Below are 16,507 nucleotides of genomic sequence, written 5' to 3'. Positions count from 1 at the left end.
GGATGCAACTGCAATTCGGTGACGAGCGTTATTTAACCAATGATGGTCAATTGAAAACACCGCTAGCCTTGGTGTTTGTGTTGGCGTTGTTCTTGCGTGGCTACATTGCATGGATTATCTCGCTGACCTTTAGTGAAGATCGCAGCCGACTGTTGCAGTTTTTTTATGCGAATACGGAACAATTTGTACTGACACTGAGCGTCGGTTTACCGGCGTTGGCGGTTTTGGTGATGCTCACGCAAATGAAAGCTGAGCTACCGCGTTGGGTGCCACGTTTTGCGCGAATTGCGCCGCTGTTGTTGTGGTTAAGCTGGATTGCCGATGGTGTGCTGTTGGGGAGTTTGGTCGCTGGTAATTGGCCGCATTTTGCCTTCGTGAAAGCGTTGATTATTTTTTCGTGGTTAGTGGCGTTTTGGTTGTTGTTGTATTCGCGGCATTTGCGGCGGTTTTTTCAGTTGTTGGCAAGTGACCAACATCGAGAACAGGGGTAATTTTCCCCGTAGTAGAACTACGGGCTACGAACAGCGGTGCTTCAAGGAAGTGGTGGATGGTACTGGGCTCGAACCAGTGACCCCCGCCTTGTAAGGGCGGTGCTCTCCCAGCTGAGCTAACCATCCTGGGATCGGTCTGCAGAGAAGTTAAAGAGTGGTGGATGGTACTGGGCTCGAACCAGTGACCCCCGCCTTGTAAGGGCGGTGCTCTCCCAACTGAGCTAACCATCCGTTTTCTCTGCGTTGCGGGGCGGTATTATAGGGCGCTTAGCAAGCCTGTCAACAAAAAATAATACCCGCAAGTACTGTTTGCTGTCTTTTTCACCGATTCGCGCGAGTTTCGAGCAATTCAGCTAAAAAGTCCTTCGCTTTTCGCAAAACCAGTGATGCGGCTACCCCCAGTTATTGCTAAACTACGCAGCAAAATAACCCGAATGATGCGGAGAAAGCAACTAATATGACGGTCGTAACTCGATTTGCCCCAAGCCCAACTGGTTATCTTCACGTTGGTGGCGCACGTACAGCGCTTTACTCATGGCTCGTAGCAAAAGCTGCTGGCGGAAAGTTTATTCTACGAATTGAAGATACCGATCGCGAGCGTTCCACCCAGCCAGCCATTGATGCCATTTTGGAAGGTATGGAATGGTTAGGTTTGAATTGGGACGAGGGCCCGTTTTATCAGACCAAGCGTTTTGACCGCTACCAACACTACATTGATAAGCTGCTTGACGAAGATAAAGCTTATAAGTGTTATTGCTCTACTGAGCGTCTTGAAAAAATGCGTGAAGAGCAAATGGAGCGAGGAGAGAAACCACGCTACGACGGACACTGTCGCGATAACCCTAATGTGGGTGGTGATCGCTACGTGATTCGTTTCCGCAATCCGCAGGTGGGCTCAGTCAAGTTCAATGACCACATTCGCGGGCCGATCGAATTTGCCAACACCGAGTTAGATGACTTGATCATTGCGCGCAGCGACGGTACACCAACCTACAACTTCTGTGTGGTGATTGACGATTGGGAAATGAACATCACTCATGTGGTGCGTGGTGAAGACCATATTAACAATACACCGCGCCAGATTAATATCTTACAAGCACTTGGCGCTCCAGTGCCGGAGTATGCGCATGTAGCTATGATCCTTGGCGACGACGGTAAGAAACTATCGAAACGTCATGGTGCGGTAAGTGTGATGCAATACCGCGATGACGGTTATTTACCACAAGCGGTGTTGAATTATCTGGTGCGATTGGGGTGGTCCCATGGTGACCAAGAGATTTTCAGCGTCGATGAAATGATCGAGAAATTTAAACTTGATGACGTGAACAAAGCCGCTTCTGCTTTTAACACTGAGAAGTTGAATTGGTTGAATCAACATTACATGAAAGCGTTGCCAGTAAGTGAAGTTGCTGAGCATCTACAGTGGCACTTCAGCGATCAAGCCATTGACGTCAGTAAAGGTCCGGCGCTGGAAAAAATTATTCCGCTGCTGGCGGATCGCGTGAAAACGCTGAAAGAAATGGCCAGCTCAGCGCGTTATTTCTATGAAGAGTACGACAACTTTGATGAAACGGCAGCGAAAAAGCACTTACGCCCAGTCGCACGTGAAGCTTTGGAAGCGGTGCAAGACCGTTTGGCCAGCGTAAGCGAATGGAAGGCGGAGCACATTCAAGCCGCAATTCAAGCAACTGCCGATGACTTAGGTGTTGGCATGGGTAAAGTAGGCATGCCATTACGTGTGGCGGCCACCGGCTCAGGCAACTCTCCTTCGCTTGATGTAACTTTAGAACTTCTTGATCAAGAGCAAGTGGTTGCCCGCATCGCCCGTGCAATTTCGTTTATTATGGAGCGCGAACAAGCGCAACAATAGGAAAATTCGAATGCCAAAAGTTCGGCAACTGATTGCCAACAACAAAGAATGGGCGAAATTGATGATCGAAGAAGATCCGCAATTTTTTGCGGATCTTGTGGCCCAGCAAAGCCCTGAATATTTGTGGATTGGTTGCTCCGATAGCCGCGTTCCGGCGAATCAAGTGGTAGGTATGGCACCCGGTGAACTTTTTGTGCATCGCAATGTGGCTAACCAAGTTATTCAAACTGACTTTAATTGCTTGTCCGTGGTTCAGTACGCCGTGGATGCCTTGCAGGTGAAGCATATTTTGGTGGTCGGGCATTACGGATGTGGTGGCGTGCGAGCAGCCACCGAAAACTGTACGCACGGTTTAGTTGATCACTGGCTTTATCCAATCAAAGACATTTACCGTGATCACCATTTGGAGCTTGAAGCGTTAGACGAGGGCGCACGCATTGATCGTTTGTGTGAGCTTAACGTGATTGAGCAAGTACGTAACTTGGCAAAAACCACCATCGTGCAGAACGCATGGGAACGTGGTCAAGAATTGGCGATACACGGTTGGGTTTATAGTTTAGAAGACGGTTTAGTGCGCGATATGGAAGTTACCGTACAAGATCGTGAATCCCTTGAGCGTATCTATCATTTTGCCGAGTAGGGTGGTTTTTTCCCATTCGCTGGTGAGCATTTGTGCGAACTGCCTAATTTTTTAGCAAACGATTCAAATTGCCGAAAAAAAGGGTTGACGGTTAGCAACGATTTACCATAGAATTCGCCCCGCTGTCAGGGTACTGGGGCTATAGCTCAGCTGGGAGAGCGCTTGCATGGCATGCAAGAGGTCAGCGGTTCGATCCCGCTTAGCTCCACCACATATCTTGATAGGTTTGGAAGACTGCGTCCCCTTCGTCTAGAGGCCTAGGACACCGCCCTTTCACGGCGGTAACAGGGGTTCGAATCCCCTAGGGGACGCCACTTTCAAAATCAGTAATTGTCCGGGGTCCCCTTCGTCTAGAGGCCTAGGACACCGCCCTTTCACGGCGGTAACAGGGGTTCGAATCCCCTAGGGGACGCCAACAATTTCTCACTCGCATGTCGAGTAGCCCGTAGTTCTACTACGGCGGCAATTTGCCAAATCATACTATGCTTGTCCAGGGTCCCCTTCGTCTAGAGGCCTAGGACACCGCCCTTTCACGGCGGTAACAGGGGTTCGAATCCCCTAGGGGACGCCACTTCTTAGCCTTTTCCTAGTAACTCCAGCAGATGCGGTTCCATGATGTCCGCGATGTCGTCTTGCGCCTCACGATTCGGGTGAATTCCGTCGTTTTGCATCAATTCAGGCTTTACCGCAATCTGTTCCATAAAGAATGGAATTAATAACGTCTCAGTGCTTTCCGTAACGTCAGGGAAAATATCAGCAAACATATCGCTGTATCGGCGGCCGTAATTCGGCGGAATCCGCACCTGACTCACCGCGACTTTGATGTCTTTCTCTTGCAAACGCTCAATGATTTGTAACAAATTAGATTTAATCACCATGGGTGTGAAACCACGTAATCCATCATTACCACCGAGCTCAATAAAGACCGCATCGGGTTGATGGGTTTCCAGTACTCCGTTGAGGCGGTTTAAGGCACCTTGGGTGGTATCGCCACTGATACTCGCATTGACGAGCGTGATGGAGGGGTAGGTCTGTTGCCAGCGTTGCTGTAGGATGCCTACCCATGACTCCTTTTGTGACATGCCATAACCGGCACTAAGACTATCGCCGAGCACGACCAGTGAGACATTTGCCGAAACTGGACGTATAAGGACAACGACGAACAGAATTAAACCCAATTTAACTAGGAAGTTTTTCATAGATGCTTATTCAAACCACTCGATTAAAAAAAGATGTAGAAACTAGTGAGGGTATTTTACACATTTTACAACCCACTGACCTGCAAATTACTGCGGGCGAAACCGTTGCCATTGTAGGCGCGTCGGGTTCAGGCAAATCCACACTATTAAGCTTGCTTGCAGGTTTGGACCTCGCTAGTGCCGGTAATGTTTCTATAGATAACGTAAATTTGGGCGATTTGGATGAAGAACAACGGGCGAAAGTTCGTGCCGATAAAATTGGTTTTATCTTTCAATCCTTCTTGTTGATCCCAAGCTTGACTGCTCTCGAAAATGTTATGTTGCCCGCCGAGTTGGCGGGTAACAAGGATGCCGAAAAGCAAGCTGGTGAGCTACTTACCAAGGTTGGCTTGGGCGATCGCTTGACCCATTACCCAAATCAACTTTCTGGTGGTGAACAGCAGCGGGTTGCGATCGCGCGTGCTTTTGTTGGCACTCCAAAGATTTTATTTGCTGACGAGCCGACCGGTAACCTTGATGCTGCGACGGGGCACAAAGTGGAAGACCTGTTGTTCCAGATGAATGAAGAGTCGGGTACGACCTTAGTGATGGTGACGCATGACAGCGAACTCGCTGAGCGTTGTCAGCGTGTGTTGCGTATGGAAGCTGGTCGACTAACCGAGGTGGAACGCGATGTGGCATAAGATTTCGTGGCGGCTATTAAAGCATGAACTACGCCGCGGAGAATTGACAATTATGGCTGCGGCCATTGTTTTGTCGGTTACAGCGGTATTGTCATTGGCATTGTTTACTGATCGCCTACAGGCGGGGCTTACCGAGCGCAGCGCTGAGTTTTTAGCGGCTGATCGCGTCTTAAGTTCGCGTCGTGAAGTCAGCGAAGACTGGATTTCAAGGGCGCAAGATGAAGGCTTACAGACCGCTCAGCGCGTGGTTTTTAATTCCATGGCATTTGCTGGTGAACAGCTGGCGCTGGTCGACGTCAAGGCGGTTAGTGACGGTTATCCGCTGCGTGGCGAACTCCGTGTGGCTGACCAACCTTATGCGCAAGATCGGTTGGCACAAGGCCTCCCAGCTGCTGGAGAAGCTTGGGTGGCAGCAGCTTTGTTCCAAGAGTTGCAACTCGAAGTGGGCGATACCATCGAAATCGGTGACAGTGACTTTCGCGTGACGAGGGTGCTGACTTATGAGCCTGATGTTGGTTTCTCGGTATTTACTGATAGTCCCAATGTCCTCATTAATTACTCAGAGCTTGCGGCTACAGGATTAATTCAACCCGGTAGTCGGGTGCGTTTTAACGTGCTTTATGCTGGCGATGCAGCGGCACTGGATGCTTATGAAGAATGGTTGCGTCCGCAACTCAATGACGATACTCACAATTGGCGTAGCGTTGAAGATGGTGACTCGCCTCTAGCGCGCAGTTTGCGTCGTGCTGAGCGCTTTATGCTGTTGGCCAGCCTATTAGGTGTGGTCTTGGCGGCAACTGCTGTCGCTGTTGCAGCGCAGCGCTACTGCCAACGTAACTATGACGTGGTGGCCATTTTCAAAACCATGGGTGCCCAGCGTAGCCAAATTCAAAAGATTTTCATTCTCCATTTGCTCTTACTGACCACCTTCAGTATTGGCGTTGGCGTGGTGCTAGGCTGGCTCATTCAAAGCCAAGTGGTCGATCTGGTTGCGAAGTATTTTGACGTGAACTTACCGGCTGGTAGCGGACGTGGTTACTTGTTAGCCATTGGTACTGGCTTGGTCAGTGCCGTAATGTTCACGCTTTATCCATTACTACGCCTAGTTGGCATTCCACCATTGCGGGTATTGAATCGGCAATTAACCGGTACGGATCGCCTGCGTTGGCTACATTGGGTAGCCTCGGGCGGCACGATTTATCTGTTGTTATGGCTCTACAGCCAACAATGGCTCTTATCAACGGCATTGTTTGTTGGCGGCGCGCTGGCGGCCGTCTTGTTGCTTCTTGTCGGGCGCTTGTTTATTCGCGCGAGTCGGCAAGCAGGTATGCAAGCGGGCAGTGCTTGGCGTCTTGCTATGGCGGGACTGCAGCGGCGTGCACAAGCAAACAGTGTACAGATGCTAAGTTTTTCCACCGCCATCATGCTGTTGCTATTGGTACTGGCGCTGCGGCATGAATTATTGGCGGATTGGCAACGGCAATTGCCCGACGATGCGCCCAATTATTTTCTCGTGAATGTTGCCCAAGGTGATGTTGAGCAGCTCCAGCAACGCTTTGCGGAGCGTAACGTCGACGCTGACGACATGTACCCCATCGTGCCGGGGCGGATGACGGCAGTGAACGGCGTGCCAGTGGTGGATGAAGTTAGCAAGGAAGAGCGGGAAAGTGATGCCAAAGTGCAAAGCGAGCAACGTGAAGGCTTTGGCCGAGAACTTTCATTGACTTGGCGTGACACGCTACCACCGAATAATGAGGTCGTTGCTGGTGAGTGGTGGGGCGATAATGCTGAACCACAGGTGTCGATTGAAAGTGAGGTGGCTGAGCGAATGCGGGTTGGCGTCGGCGATGAGCTTGAGTTCAATATCGGTGGTGAAGTATTCACGGTGCCGATTACCAGTGTGCGTGAAGTCAACTGGGGCTCGTTGCAACCCAACTTCTTCATGATCTTCAATACCTCGACGCTAGAGGATTTTCCCGCGACTTACATTTCGAGCTTTAATTTGCCGGAAGAACGCAAGAAAGAACTGTATGAACTGTTTAAGCCATTCCCACAGGTGTCGCTGATCGATCTTGATGCAATTATGGATCAGTTACGTGAAGTGATTGAACAGGTCAGTGTGGCCATTCTTTTTGTGTTAATTCTGGTGATTGTTGCTGGTATTTTGGTGCTGTTAGCACAGGTGCAGGCGTCACTTGAGGAGCGCGAAAAAGAGCTCGTGATTTTACGTACCTTGGGTGCACCGGCGAAACTGTTAAGTCGCGCGGTTACCTACGAGTTCGTGATTCTCGGCGCTATCAGCGGGCTTATTGCAACGCTAGCGATGGAACTGTCCTTGTACATTCTACAAACCCAAGTGTTTGAGCTTGGCGCGACGTTCCACTGGCGCTTCTGGTTGGTGGGACCGCTGGCTGGGGCAGTGATTGTAGGGCTCATGGGCCGTTTGGCTTGTGCGCGACTGATCCGTCGCAATACGGCGCAGTTGATTCGGCGCCTAGCTTAGCGCCGAATTAATCTTTGGTTGGTAGCGTCGCCGTCAACTGCGGCGCTAGCAACCTTTCCCAAAGCTCTTGCGCCCGTGGACGAAAGAGTGAAAAGTGACGAATGGCGTCGACGTCAAGCTGTGCCGGTGTGACGAAGTGCCGTCGTTGTGGTGCATTCGCGTAAAAATCATGCATAGCGGTGATATTGCGTCGGGTGAGCAGTTCATCGTCACTAAATGCCAAACTAATGATTGGCGTCGACACCTCAGCGTAGCGTTGGTAAAGGTTTTCGGCACCCACCAAGTAATCAGGATGTAAGCACCATTTGCGCCACTGTGCCATGGCACTGCGTGGCACATTGCCGACAATCCCAAGTCGCGCGCCAGGAAAGTACCCCACCAACGGTAATAACCAGGGCACAATACCGTGCCACAACACCCATGACTTGTACTTTAAACTTGGTTTGGTGTCTCGCCAGTAGCCGGTGCCAGTTGCGACGGTGACCATACGTTCAACTTCAGCGTGTCGTTCTAACATGCCGAACAGTTGCCCGCCAATGCTATGCGCAAACCACACCACCGGTACTGAAAAATGGCTAAGTGCGTAATTTAATACGGCTTGTGCGTCGTAACGTGCCCAGTCGGTGATAGTGCTGTCCACTTGACGTAGTTGCTCACCGTGGCTCGCGCCAATCGCGTAGTAGTCAAAACTTAAGACGTGATAACCCTGCTGGGCGAGCCACTGACAGAAGTCATGATAATAGCTTTGCGGCACGGCCATGGCAGGTGCCATGATGACCACCTTTTGGGCGTTATCAGCACTAAAATGGTGAACGGTGATGTGCCTGCCGGCTGCGCTTTCAAGGGTGAACGGCTTACTCAATTTCTTCCGCATCCTTGTCGCGATCCGTGTGATGCTTGAACATGTAAGCACCGGTGAAAATGGTAAATACCAAGGTCGCACCTAAGGTACCGAACACTTTGAAATTCACCCAGGCATCAAGGCTCATGTATTCCGCGATATACAGGTTTACTGCGGCGAGGGCAAAGGTGAAAATGACCCATGCGTAGGTAAGCCGCCGCCAAGCGAAATCAGGCAAATTAATCTCTTCGCCCAAGAATTGTTGGAGTGGGCTGCGTTTTTTCCACTGCTGACCAATGAGCAAAAACAAAGCGATGGCGACGTAAATGACACTGACTTTGATCTTAATGAACCATTCGTCATGTAGAAACAACGTGATGGACCCAAAAATGAGTACCATCCAAAGGATGATCCAATGGCGCGGCGTGATCACTTCGCGCATAAATTTAAGGGCGATGATCTGTAACACAGTGCCGAGCATCAGCACGCCCGTGGCAAGAAAAATATCGCCTAACAGATAAAAAATAAAAAACAGCGCAATAGGTAAATATTCAAGTACAAACAGCATGGTGGTTTCCGTTCACATTTTATGTGTCGAGTTTGCCAGAAAAGTTTGTTGTCGACTACCAGCAATGACTACACTCTATTAAAGAGAAAGGTAGCTGAACGAGGAAAGATTGCATGAAACTTTTAATCACCGGTGGTACCGGCTTGATTGGCACAGAACTCGTCAAGCGGCTTCGTGAGCGCTATAGCATCACGGTGTTAAGCCGCAAACCGAAGCGTGCGATCGAACGTTTCGGTAAAGGAGTGCATGCGTTAGCGAGTTTAGATGAAGTGCAAAACATTGGTGATTTCTACGGTGTGATTAACTTGCAGGGCGAGGGTATTGCTGACAAACGTTGGAGTGAGCGACAAAAACTACGTATTCAACAAAGTCGCTGGGGGATAACGCGTCAGCTTACTGAACTCATTCAACAAAGTGATACGCCGCCGCAAGTGTTGATCAGTGGTTCTGCGATTGGTTATTACGGTGACCAAGGTAGCCAAACGATGACCGAGGATGAGGTGGTCGAGCGTCCTGAGGATTTTGCCCAGCAACTTTGTGCCGAATGGGAACGCCTTGCCTTAGCTGCGCAATCGGAAAAAACGCGCGTGTGTATTGTGCGTACTGGGGTGGTCTTAGCAAGTGAGGGAAGTGCCTTACAAAAAATGCTTCCGCCTTATTTGTTAGGCCTTGGTGGGCCGTTGGGCTCAGGCAAACAGTACTTTTCGTGGATTCATTTGCAAGACATGGCGCGACTGCTTGAGTTTTTGCTTGAGCAAGACAGTTGCCACGGTATTTACAATGCCACTGCACCAGAGCCCGTACCGCAGGAAGAATTTAGTGCGACGATTGCGAAGGTTTTACGCAAATCGCATTTTATGCGAGTGCCCGCTTGGGTGCTCAAGTTGCTGTTGGGTGAAATGTCGCAAATGCTGCTGACTGGCCAGCGAGTCGTGCCGGCCAGGTTACAGCAAGCTGGCTTTGAATTTAACTATCCGAGCCCTGCAGTAGCGCTGCGCGATTGTTTGTTGCCGCCTTCATCTCGGCCACAAAGCTCGTAAGTGCACTGGTCATCCGCTGCGGGTTATCTAGATGTTCGGCAATAATGTTCACCACAGCTGAGCCGCTGATGGCACCCGCCGCACCTGCTGCTAAGGCAGCCTTGACATGTTCCGGTTTGGCAATACCAAAACCAAGCAAAGGCGGGGCGCTATTGGCCTCTTTCAGGGCATCAATGACCGCTGTAGCAGGGCGCTGCATACCGGTCTCGGCGCCAGTGACCCCAGCGCGACTTAACAAATACACATAGCCTTCACTGAGTTCCGCAATGCGCTGTAAGCGTTCGGCGTTAGCGTCTGGCGGCGCAATAAAAATGGGTTCAATGCCGCTCGCTTTGGCGGCAGCGATAAAATGAGCACTTTCACGGGCCGGCACATCAGCTATCAAAACCGAGTCGACACCAGCCTCAGCACAACGTTGGTAAAAGCGCTCGAGCCCTGAACTTGCCACTAGATTCGCGTAGACGAGCAAACCGACCGGAATGTCCGGATGTCGGCTACGTATTTTGCTCAACATGGCAAAGCAGTCCGCAATTTTGGTTCCCGCGCTTAGTGCACGAATCGCGGCTTTTTGGATGGTAGGGCCATCAGCAACGGGGTCGGAAAAGGGAAAGCCCAACTCAAGTGCATCAGCACCGCCAGCAACCAAAGCATCGATGATAGCAAGACTTTGTTCTGGGTTAGGGTCACCCAGCGTTACAAAAGGAACGAAAGCGCCTTGATCGGCAGCTTCGAGTTTATTGAACATGGCTTTATAGCGGCTCATGAGCGGTCCTCCGTTCCCTTTTCAGCTTCGGCTTGCGCCGCAAATATGCGACGTACATGGTCAATATCTTTGTCACCACGCCCCGACAGATTCAGTAATAGTATTTCGGGTGCATCGGGTTCTTGCGCGCGACGGATGGCGTAGGCAAGCGCATGGGCCGACTCGAGCGCCGGAATAATCCCTTCTTTCTCAGCGAGTAGTTTAAAGGCTTCTAGCGCCTCATCGTCAGTGACGGATTCATAGCGTGCGCGGCCAATACTCAGTAAATAAGCGTGTTGTGGCCCGACGCCTGGGTAATCTAACCCGGCAGAAACGGAGTAGCTTTCTTCAATCTGGCCTTCGTCGGTTTGCATGAGAAATGACTTACAGCCATGTAAAATGCCTGGCTTGCCAGCCGTTAGGGTTGCGCCGTGATGAGCCGTTTTCACGCCTTTCCCGGCAGGCTCAACGCCGACAAGGGCGACGTCTTTTTCATCAATGAAATCGGCGAACATGCCAATCGCATTGGAGCCGCCACCGACGCAAGCAATGACTTCGTCAGGCAAGCGCCCGGCTTGTTCAAGGATCTGCCGCTTGGCTTCGGCACCAATCATGCGATGAAATTCACGCACGATGGTAGGGAATGGATGTGGACCGGCCGCGGTGCCGAGCAGGTAGTGAGTATCGTGGTAACTTGCAGTCCAATCACGTAAGGCTTCGTTGACAGCATCTTTGAGTGTGCCGCTACCGGTATCGACGGGAACCACTTTGGCCCCCATCAGCTCCATCCGAAAGACGTTCGGTTGCTGGCGTTCGACGTCTTTTTTGCCCATGTAGATGGTGCAGTCTAAGTCGAGCAGGGCGCAGGCTAAGGCGGTCGCGGTACCGTGCTGGCCAGCGCCAGTTTCTGCAATAATGCGATGCTTGCCCATACGTTTCGCCAGTAACGCTTGGCCAAGTACCTGATTGGTTTTGTGGGCGCCGCCGTGCAACAAGTCTTCGCGCTTAAGGTAGATTTTCGTGCCGTTGGGGCTATCCACCGGAAGGTTGCGACACAACGATACAGGCGTTGGTCGGCCTAGGTAGTTCTTTAGTAAATCACTGAACTCTTTTTGAAACTCAGGATCTTGCTGAGCATCGTTAAAAGCCTGCTCGAGTTGGTCGAGCGCCGGCAAAAGAATTTCTGGCACAAACTGGCCACCAAATTCGCCAAAGTACGCTGGGTTATCACTCATGGTTTGTTTTCCCATACTGTCGAATGTGTTGAAAGAGCTGCAGAATTAAACCTGCATCTTTGTCGCCTTTGCTGCGTTCAAGGCGTGAATTAAAATCAAATCGTGTCAGCCCGGTCGTTTGCGCCGCAACCAAGTTTGCAGGCCCTAAACCGCCAGCGAGAATGCAGCGTTGCCGCTCGTCCTCGGTGAGCTCACTTAATAACTCCCAATCAAACTGTTGTCCGCTGCCACCACTAACGTTATCAAGCAAATAGAAGTCAGCTCCAATCGCTGGCAGTTGAAACGGTTGGGCAACTGATAACGCGCGCCAAATCTCCACTGTTGCGGGCAGCGCCTGACGTAATTGCGCCACATAATCAACATCTTCATGGCCGTGGAGTTGCACCGCATGAAGTTGCAGCTCCTTGGCGCTCGCCACGATGTCGTCCAGTGGTTGATCGGCAAACACTCCTACCCATGCTAATTGCGGTTCGGTAGCGATAAGTTCCGCTGCTTGCGAAACGGTTACCGCACGCGGCGATGAGGGAACGAAAATGAGTCCACCATAGGCTGCGCCCGCTGCGCGCACGACCATTGCATCTTGTGGTTTGCTGAGCCCACAAACTTTGTGCTTACCGTACACCAACTCGCGGCAGGCCTGATCGATATTGGCTTGTGCGGTTAGCGCACTTCCGATTAAAAAGCCGTCGACAAAAGGCGCGCTGTCCCGTACTTGTTCGTTGTTGGCATAGCCTGACTCGGCCACGAGTAAGGCATTTTGCGGCGCCAACTTACTCAGTGTTTTGCTACGCTGCGGATCAACACTAAGATCATGCAGGTTTCGGTTATTGATGCCGATGATGGTAGCACCAAGCTGTTTCGCCCGGGCCATCTCTTCTTCATTGCTTACTTCAGTAAGCACGTCGAGTTGCAGTTCAGCTGCTAAGTTTGCGAGTTGTCGATACTGTTCGTTGTCGAGGATCGATAGCATGAGCAAAATAGCGTCGGCACCAAAATGGCGAGCAAGCAAGACTTGCAAGGGCTCAATAATGAAGTCTTTACATAAAACGGGCACGTCAACACTAGCGCTTACCGCACTTAAATAGGCGAAGTCACCTTGGAAAAAGTCGGGCTCGGTGAGTACCGAAATTGCATCGGCGTAACGCACGTACGTCTGGGCAATTTGGACTGGATGAAACTGCTCGCGAATCAACCCTTTCGACGGTGATGCCTTTTTACACTCTAGAATAAAGCTGCTGCGCGGCTTGGCCAAAGCGGTAGCAAGGCTTCGCGTGCTCGGACGCAAGGTTGCCCGTAAGGCAGCTTCAGAGTAGTGCTGCGCAAGTTCAACAAGACGCTCGCGACGGCGCGTAACAATGGTGTCTAAAATACTTTTAGCCACGATTAAACTCCTGTAACTGCTGCAAGTGTTGCATGGCTTTACCACTTGCCAGGTGGGCAATGACCGCTTGGGTGGCTGCTTGTAAAGTTGCATAGTGGCCGGCTAAGTAAAGTAAACCGGCGGTACTAATGGCAACCGCATCACGTTGAGCTACCGGCGCCTCGCCGGAGAGAACTTTGATCAGGGCGGCGGCATTAAAATCGGCGTCGCCGCCACGTAACGCGCTTACTGGCGCTTGTGCAACGCCAAAGTCCGCAGGACTAAGTTGGTATTCATGCAGTTCATTATCGCGTAATTCGACCACTTGTGTGGTGCCGTGTAAAGCGATTTCATCAAGGCCCGAACCATGTACGACCATCGCTCGCTGACATCCTAATAAGCGCAGGGTTTCTGCAAGTGGGCGTAACCATGCTGGGTCATACACTCCCAACTGTTGTACGTCAGGACTGGCCGGATTCACCAGTGGGCCAAGCAGATTAAATAGCGTTCGGGTTTTCAATGTTTGGCGCACGGGCATAGCGTAACGAATGCCGGGGTGGTAATGCGGTGCAAACAGAAAACAAAAATTAAAGCGATCAAGTTGTTCAGCTGCGATTTCCGGATCTTGGGTAACTGACAAACCTAAGCTCTCAAGCACATCGGCTGAACCGGACCGCGACGATACACTGCGATTACCATGTTTAGCGACGGTCAACCCCATGCTCGCAGCGACGAGTGCTGCGGTCGTCGAGATATTAATGGTGTTACTGCCATCACCACCAGTGCCGCAGCTATCCACAATTAAGCGCTCCGGTCGTTTAAAAGACTTTGCCGCACGGCGCAAAGCCAAGGCTGCGCCGGCCATTTCTTGCGGCTGTTCACCGCGCATCTTCATGGCGGTAAGTAGAGCGGTGATTTGAATTTCGTTGAGTTCACCTTTGACGAGTCGATCAAAGAGTTGCTCGGTTACCTCAAGTGAGAGGCTCTCACCAGCGAGTAGTTGTTTGATGACTTCCATTACTGCGGCTCCGTGGTAAGTAGATAGTTGACACTTTGCGCGAGCAACTGTGTGCCGCGCCCAGTTAAGATAGATTCTGGGTGAAATTGAAAGCCGACCGCATGGTGGCTCGGGAAATAGGCTGCCATAGGAATGACTTGTCCGGCGGCCTCGACGTCTGCGAGAACTTCAATTTCGTCGGGTAAGTCATAACCCGCAAGGCTGTGATAACGAGCGACCACCAGAGGATTGGGTAACTCAGCAAAAACGGCATGGGACTGACAGCGGATAGCAGAGCTCTTGCCATGTAAGGTTTCGCCGCACCGTTGCACTTTTGCGCCATAAGTCTCGAGCAACGCTTGAAAACCTAAGCAGATACCGAGCAGTGGATAACGTCCACGAGCATAGTCAATGACGTCCATTAAGTTGCCTGCTTGGCGCGGATGGCCCGGCCCCGGTGACAAACAAATAAGTTGCGGCCCCGCGAAACGTTCAAGTTCAGTTTGAATGGTTTTTAGCGAAACCGTATTGCGATAGACCTTTAGCGGGTAGCCAAGTTGACGCAATTCGTCGACCAAGTTGTAGCTAAAGGAATCAATATTATCGATTAAAATAATGCGTGCCGTGCTCATGCCTGCGTCTCCGTTTCACTTGAGTACGTTGCTTGGATAGCGGCGATCACAGCGCGCGCCTTATTTTCTGTTTCGGCGATTTCCGCTTCCGCGACCGAGTCAGCGACGACGCCTGCGCCAGCCTGGACGTGAGCCACTCCGTCCTTAACAAAGGCGGAACGAATAACAATACAGGTATCCATATCACCGCGACCATTAAGGTAGCCAACAGCGCCGCCATAGCTACCGCGGCGCTGCTGTTCGTAGTGGCGAATGAGCCGAGCAGCACTTACTTTCGGTGCACCCACCAAGGTGCCCATGTTCATACAAGCACGGTAGGCATGGAGCGCATCAAGCTCATCATCCAATTGCGCGACCACCCGTGAGACCAAGTGCATAACATGCGAATAGCGATCGACTTGCAACAGGTCAGCAACGTAGCGCGTACCCGGTTGAGCGATGCGTGCGAGATCGTTGCGCGCTAAGTCGACCAGCATGAGGTGTTCGGCTAACTCTTTTTGATCACAGCGAAGTTCAAGTTCCAAACGGCTGTCCAAGTCTGGATTAATACTGCCATCGTTGTTTTTCCCCCGCGGCCGCGTCCCGGCAATAGGGTAAAGCTCAACTTGATTCGTCTGCGCGGTGTACTTGAGCGCAGACTCCGGTGATGCGCCGAATAACACAAAGTCGTCGCTTTGCAGGTAGAACATGTACGGCGACGGGTTGCTTGCTTTTAGCTGTTGGTAGGCCGCCAAACTATCGGGACAGGCTAAGCTGAACTGACGTGACGGAACCACCTGAAAAATATCCCCATCGGCAATGTGCTCTTGCAGTTCCTGCACCCAGCTGGCGTATGTTTCGCGGCTTGGTGAGGCGCTCACCGAAACGTTCTTGGGCGCGGTCGTCACGTGGTTGGCCGCCGGCAATGCCGGTAGTTGGCAGTGTGCTGCAATTGCGCCAAGTTGCGCCGCAATTCGCGGGTAATAATTGGCCGATTCCGGACCACTGAGAAGGGTTGCAAGCAATTCTGTTGTTTGTGCTTGGTGATCGAGCACAACCAAGCTTTCGGCAAGGTAAAACTGATAATCTGGGCAGCTATTTGCACCAGTAGGAACCTCAGGTAAATCTTCCATACTGGCAATATAGTCATAGCCAAACACGCCACCGATAAACAGCGCAAAGTCATGTTCGTGACTCGCCGCCAACGGCTTGAGCTGTTGTTGCAAAATACGTAATACGTGTTCTGTTGATGCTTGCCGCAGGCGTTGCACCTCGTCGATATCCTGATTAGTTACAGTATTGAAATCACACTGCAGGCTATCGCTATCGCCAGTGCACTTGGCATAGGGTGCAAGTTGTTGCGCCATGAAGGGTAATAATTGGGCACCGTTGGCTGTTAATGCGCGCAAGGTGACCTGTTGTGCACGACAGGTGATTTGCAGTGACGCTTGTGTCATTAACAGACTTTTAAGGTGTTGGCGCGACTGAATTTCGGCTGAATCAAGCAGCAATGTGTGCGGCTTATGGCCACACAAGGTCGCAAACAGTTGCTGCGTTGTTGCGCTGTACGGAAGTTGCATGTGCAACGTCTGGTAGTAGCCTAGTTGATTTTCAAAATGCACTTTTTTGCCCTTGTCGTTGTTTAATGACTGCGCGGGCAATAAAAAACCCGCTGATGCAGCGGGTTTCTCATGAATCGACGTGTAAACACGCACAGATGCATCGCC

15 protein-coding genes, 6 tRNA genes and 1 other annotated feature (1 of these 22 cut by a window edge) are annotated in these 16,507 nt (G+C 51.3%); of the genes, 10 read left to right on the top strand and 11 right to left on the bottom strand.

Features of this window, described 5'->3' with window-relative positions; all coding sequences use genetic code 11:
* Nucleotides 1-2 precede the first annotated feature (2 nt).
* On the top strand, nt 3-491 hold the full coding sequence (locus tag NV375_RS03790) for a DUF2919 domain-containing protein (RefSeq protein ID WP_258807024.1): 489 nt from the start codon (nt 3-5) through the stop codon (nt 489-491).
* Between the two features lie 50 nt (nt 492-541).
* Here the strand turns inward: NV375_RS03790 and NV375_RS03785 are convergent.
* Together NV375_RS03785 and NV375_RS03780 are read right to left on the bottom strand one after the other, a co-directional pair.
* Nucleotides 542-617, bottom strand: a tRNA-Val gene (locus NV375_RS03785).
* 29 nt (nt 618-646) lie between these two features.
* Nucleotides 647-722: transfer RNA gene (locus tag NV375_RS03780), tRNA-Val, on the bottom strand.
* A gap of 226 nt (nt 723-948) precedes the next feature.
* On the opposite strand from NV375_RS03780, the gene gltX reads away from it, so the two are divergent.
* From gltX to NV375_RS03750, 6 genes are all read left to right on the top strand, one after another.
* Nucleotides 949-2,361 (top strand): glutamate--tRNA ligase, encoded by a 1,413-nt coding sequence (gene gltX, locus NV375_RS03775; RefSeq protein ID WP_258807023.1) that lies wholly within the window; start codon nt 949-951, stop codon nt 2,359-2,361.
* Between the two features lie 10 nt (nt 2,362-2,371).
* Entirely contained in the window at nt 2,372-3,001 is a 630-nt protein-coding gene (can, locus tag NV375_RS03770; RefSeq protein ID WP_258240220.1) for a carbonate dehydratase, read from the top strand.
* Nucleotides 3,002-3,136: 135 nt separating this feature from the next.
* Nucleotides 3,137-3,212: transfer RNA gene (locus tag NV375_RS03765), tRNA-Ala, on the top strand.
* Nucleotides 3,213-3,239: 27 nt separating this feature from the next.
* Nucleotides 3,240-3,315: transfer RNA gene (locus NV375_RS03760), tRNA-Glu, on the top strand.
* A gap of 25 nt (nt 3,316-3,340) precedes the next feature.
* Nucleotides 3,341-3,416, top strand: a tRNA-Glu gene (locus NV375_RS03755).
* Between the two features lie 80 nt (nt 3,417-3,496).
* A tRNA-Glu gene (locus NV375_RS03750) sits at nt 3,497-3,572 on the top strand.
* A 4-nt stretch (nt 3,573-3,576) separates the two neighbouring features.
* Here the strand turns inward: NV375_RS03750 and NV375_RS03745 are convergent.
* A complete protein-coding gene (locus NV375_RS03745; protein ID WP_258807022.1) occupies nt 3,577-4,200 on the bottom strand; it encodes an arylesterase in 624 nt (207 codons plus the stop codon).
* Between the two features lie 2 nt (nt 4,201-4,202).
* Between NV375_RS03745 and NV375_RS03740 the strand changes: the two genes are divergently transcribed.
* Nucleotides 4,203-4,883, top strand: coding sequence for an ABC transporter ATP-binding protein (locus NV375_RS03740; protein ID WP_258807021.1), 681 nt, complete (start codon nt 4,203-4,205; stop codon nt 4,881-4,883).
* Nucleotides 4,873-7,386 (top strand): ABC transporter permease, encoded by a 2,514-nt coding sequence (locus NV375_RS03735; protein ID WP_258807020.1) that lies wholly within the window; start codon nt 4,873-4,875, stop codon nt 7,384-7,386. The genes NV375_RS03740 and NV375_RS03735 overlap by 11 nt, the downstream gene beginning before the upstream one ends.
* Before the next feature lie 7 nt (nt 7,387-7,393).
* On the opposite strand, the gene NV375_RS03730 is transcribed toward NV375_RS03735, so the two are convergent.
* Both NV375_RS03730 and NV375_RS03725 read right to left on the bottom strand, forming a co-directional pair.
* The gene (locus NV375_RS03730) at nt 7,394-8,260 is read right to left on the bottom strand and encodes a serine aminopeptidase domain-containing protein (RefSeq protein ID WP_258807019.1); all 867 of its coding nucleotides are present in this window, start codon (nt 8,258-8,260) and stop codon (nt 7,394-7,396) included.
* Nucleotides 8,241-8,795 (bottom strand): inner membrane-spanning protein YciB, encoded by a 555-nt coding sequence (locus NV375_RS03725; protein WP_258807018.1) that lies wholly within the window; start codon nt 8,793-8,795, stop codon nt 8,241-8,243. The genes NV375_RS03730 and NV375_RS03725 overlap by 20 nt, the downstream gene beginning before the upstream one ends.
* Nucleotides 8,796-8,908: 113 nt before the next feature.
* Between NV375_RS03725 and NV375_RS03720 the strand changes: the two genes are divergently transcribed.
* A complete protein-coding gene (locus NV375_RS03720; protein ID WP_258807017.1) occupies nt 8,909-9,835 on the top strand; it encodes a TIGR01777 family oxidoreductase in 927 nt (308 codons plus the stop codon).
* Here NV375_RS03720 and trpA read toward each other — a convergent pair.
* The 6 genes from trpA to NV375_RS03690 are packed head-to-tail and all read right to left on the bottom strand — an operon-like array spanning nt 9,762 to nt 16,360.
* Nucleotides 9,762-10,598, bottom strand: a complete 837-nt coding sequence (trpA, locus tag NV375_RS03715; protein ID WP_258807016.1) for a tryptophan synthase subunit alpha — start codon at nt 10,596-10,598, stop codon at nt 9,762-9,764. The two genes, NV375_RS03720 and trpA, sit on opposite strands and share 74 nt — an antisense overlap.
* The gene (trpB, locus tag NV375_RS03710; protein ID WP_258240225.1) at nt 10,595-11,812 is read right to left on the bottom strand and encodes a tryptophan synthase subunit beta; all 1,218 of its coding nucleotides are present in this window, start codon (nt 11,810-11,812) and stop codon (nt 10,595-10,597) included. The genes trpA and trpB overlap by 4 nt, the downstream gene beginning before the upstream one ends.
* The gene (trpCF, locus tag NV375_RS03705) at nt 11,805-13,193 is read right to left on the bottom strand and encodes a bifunctional indole-3-glycerol-phosphate synthase TrpC/phosphoribosylanthranilate isomerase TrpF (RefSeq protein WP_258807015.1); all 1,389 of its coding nucleotides are present in this window, start codon (nt 13,191-13,193) and stop codon (nt 11,805-11,807) included. The genes trpB and trpCF overlap by 8 nt, the downstream gene beginning before the upstream one ends.
* On the bottom strand, nt 13,186-14,190 hold the full coding sequence (trpD, locus tag NV375_RS03700; protein ID WP_258807014.1) for an anthranilate phosphoribosyltransferase: 1,005 nt from the start codon (nt 14,188-14,190) through the stop codon (nt 13,186-13,188). The genes trpCF and trpD overlap by 8 nt, the downstream gene beginning before the upstream one ends.
* Nucleotides 14,190-14,801, bottom strand: a complete 612-nt coding sequence (locus tag NV375_RS03695; protein ID WP_258807013.1) for an aminodeoxychorismate/anthranilate synthase component II — start codon at nt 14,799-14,801, stop codon at nt 14,190-14,192. The genes trpD and NV375_RS03695 overlap by 1 nt, the downstream gene beginning before the upstream one ends.
* Nucleotides 14,798-16,360: an anthranilate synthase component 1 gene (locus tag NV375_RS03690; RefSeq protein ID WP_405035613.1), complete on the bottom strand. Its 1,563-nt coding sequence runs from the start codon at nt 16,358-16,360 to the stop codon at nt 14,798-14,800. Before NV375_RS03690 ends, NV375_RS03695 begins: the two co-directional genes overlap by 4 nt.
* A 79-nt stretch (nt 16,361-16,439) precedes the next feature.
* Nucleotides 16,440-16,507: a sequence feature (Trp leader region), on the bottom strand (it continues 29 nt past the right edge of the window).

The sequence above is a fragment of the Pseudidiomarina sp. CB1 genome (assembly GCF_024752025.1).
GTDB lineage: Bacteria > Pseudomonadota > Gammaproteobacteria > Enterobacterales > Alteromonadaceae > Pseudidiomarina.
The sequence above is the reverse complement of the archived record's forward strand: the minus strand, read 5'-3'. Positions and strand labels throughout refer to the sequence as shown.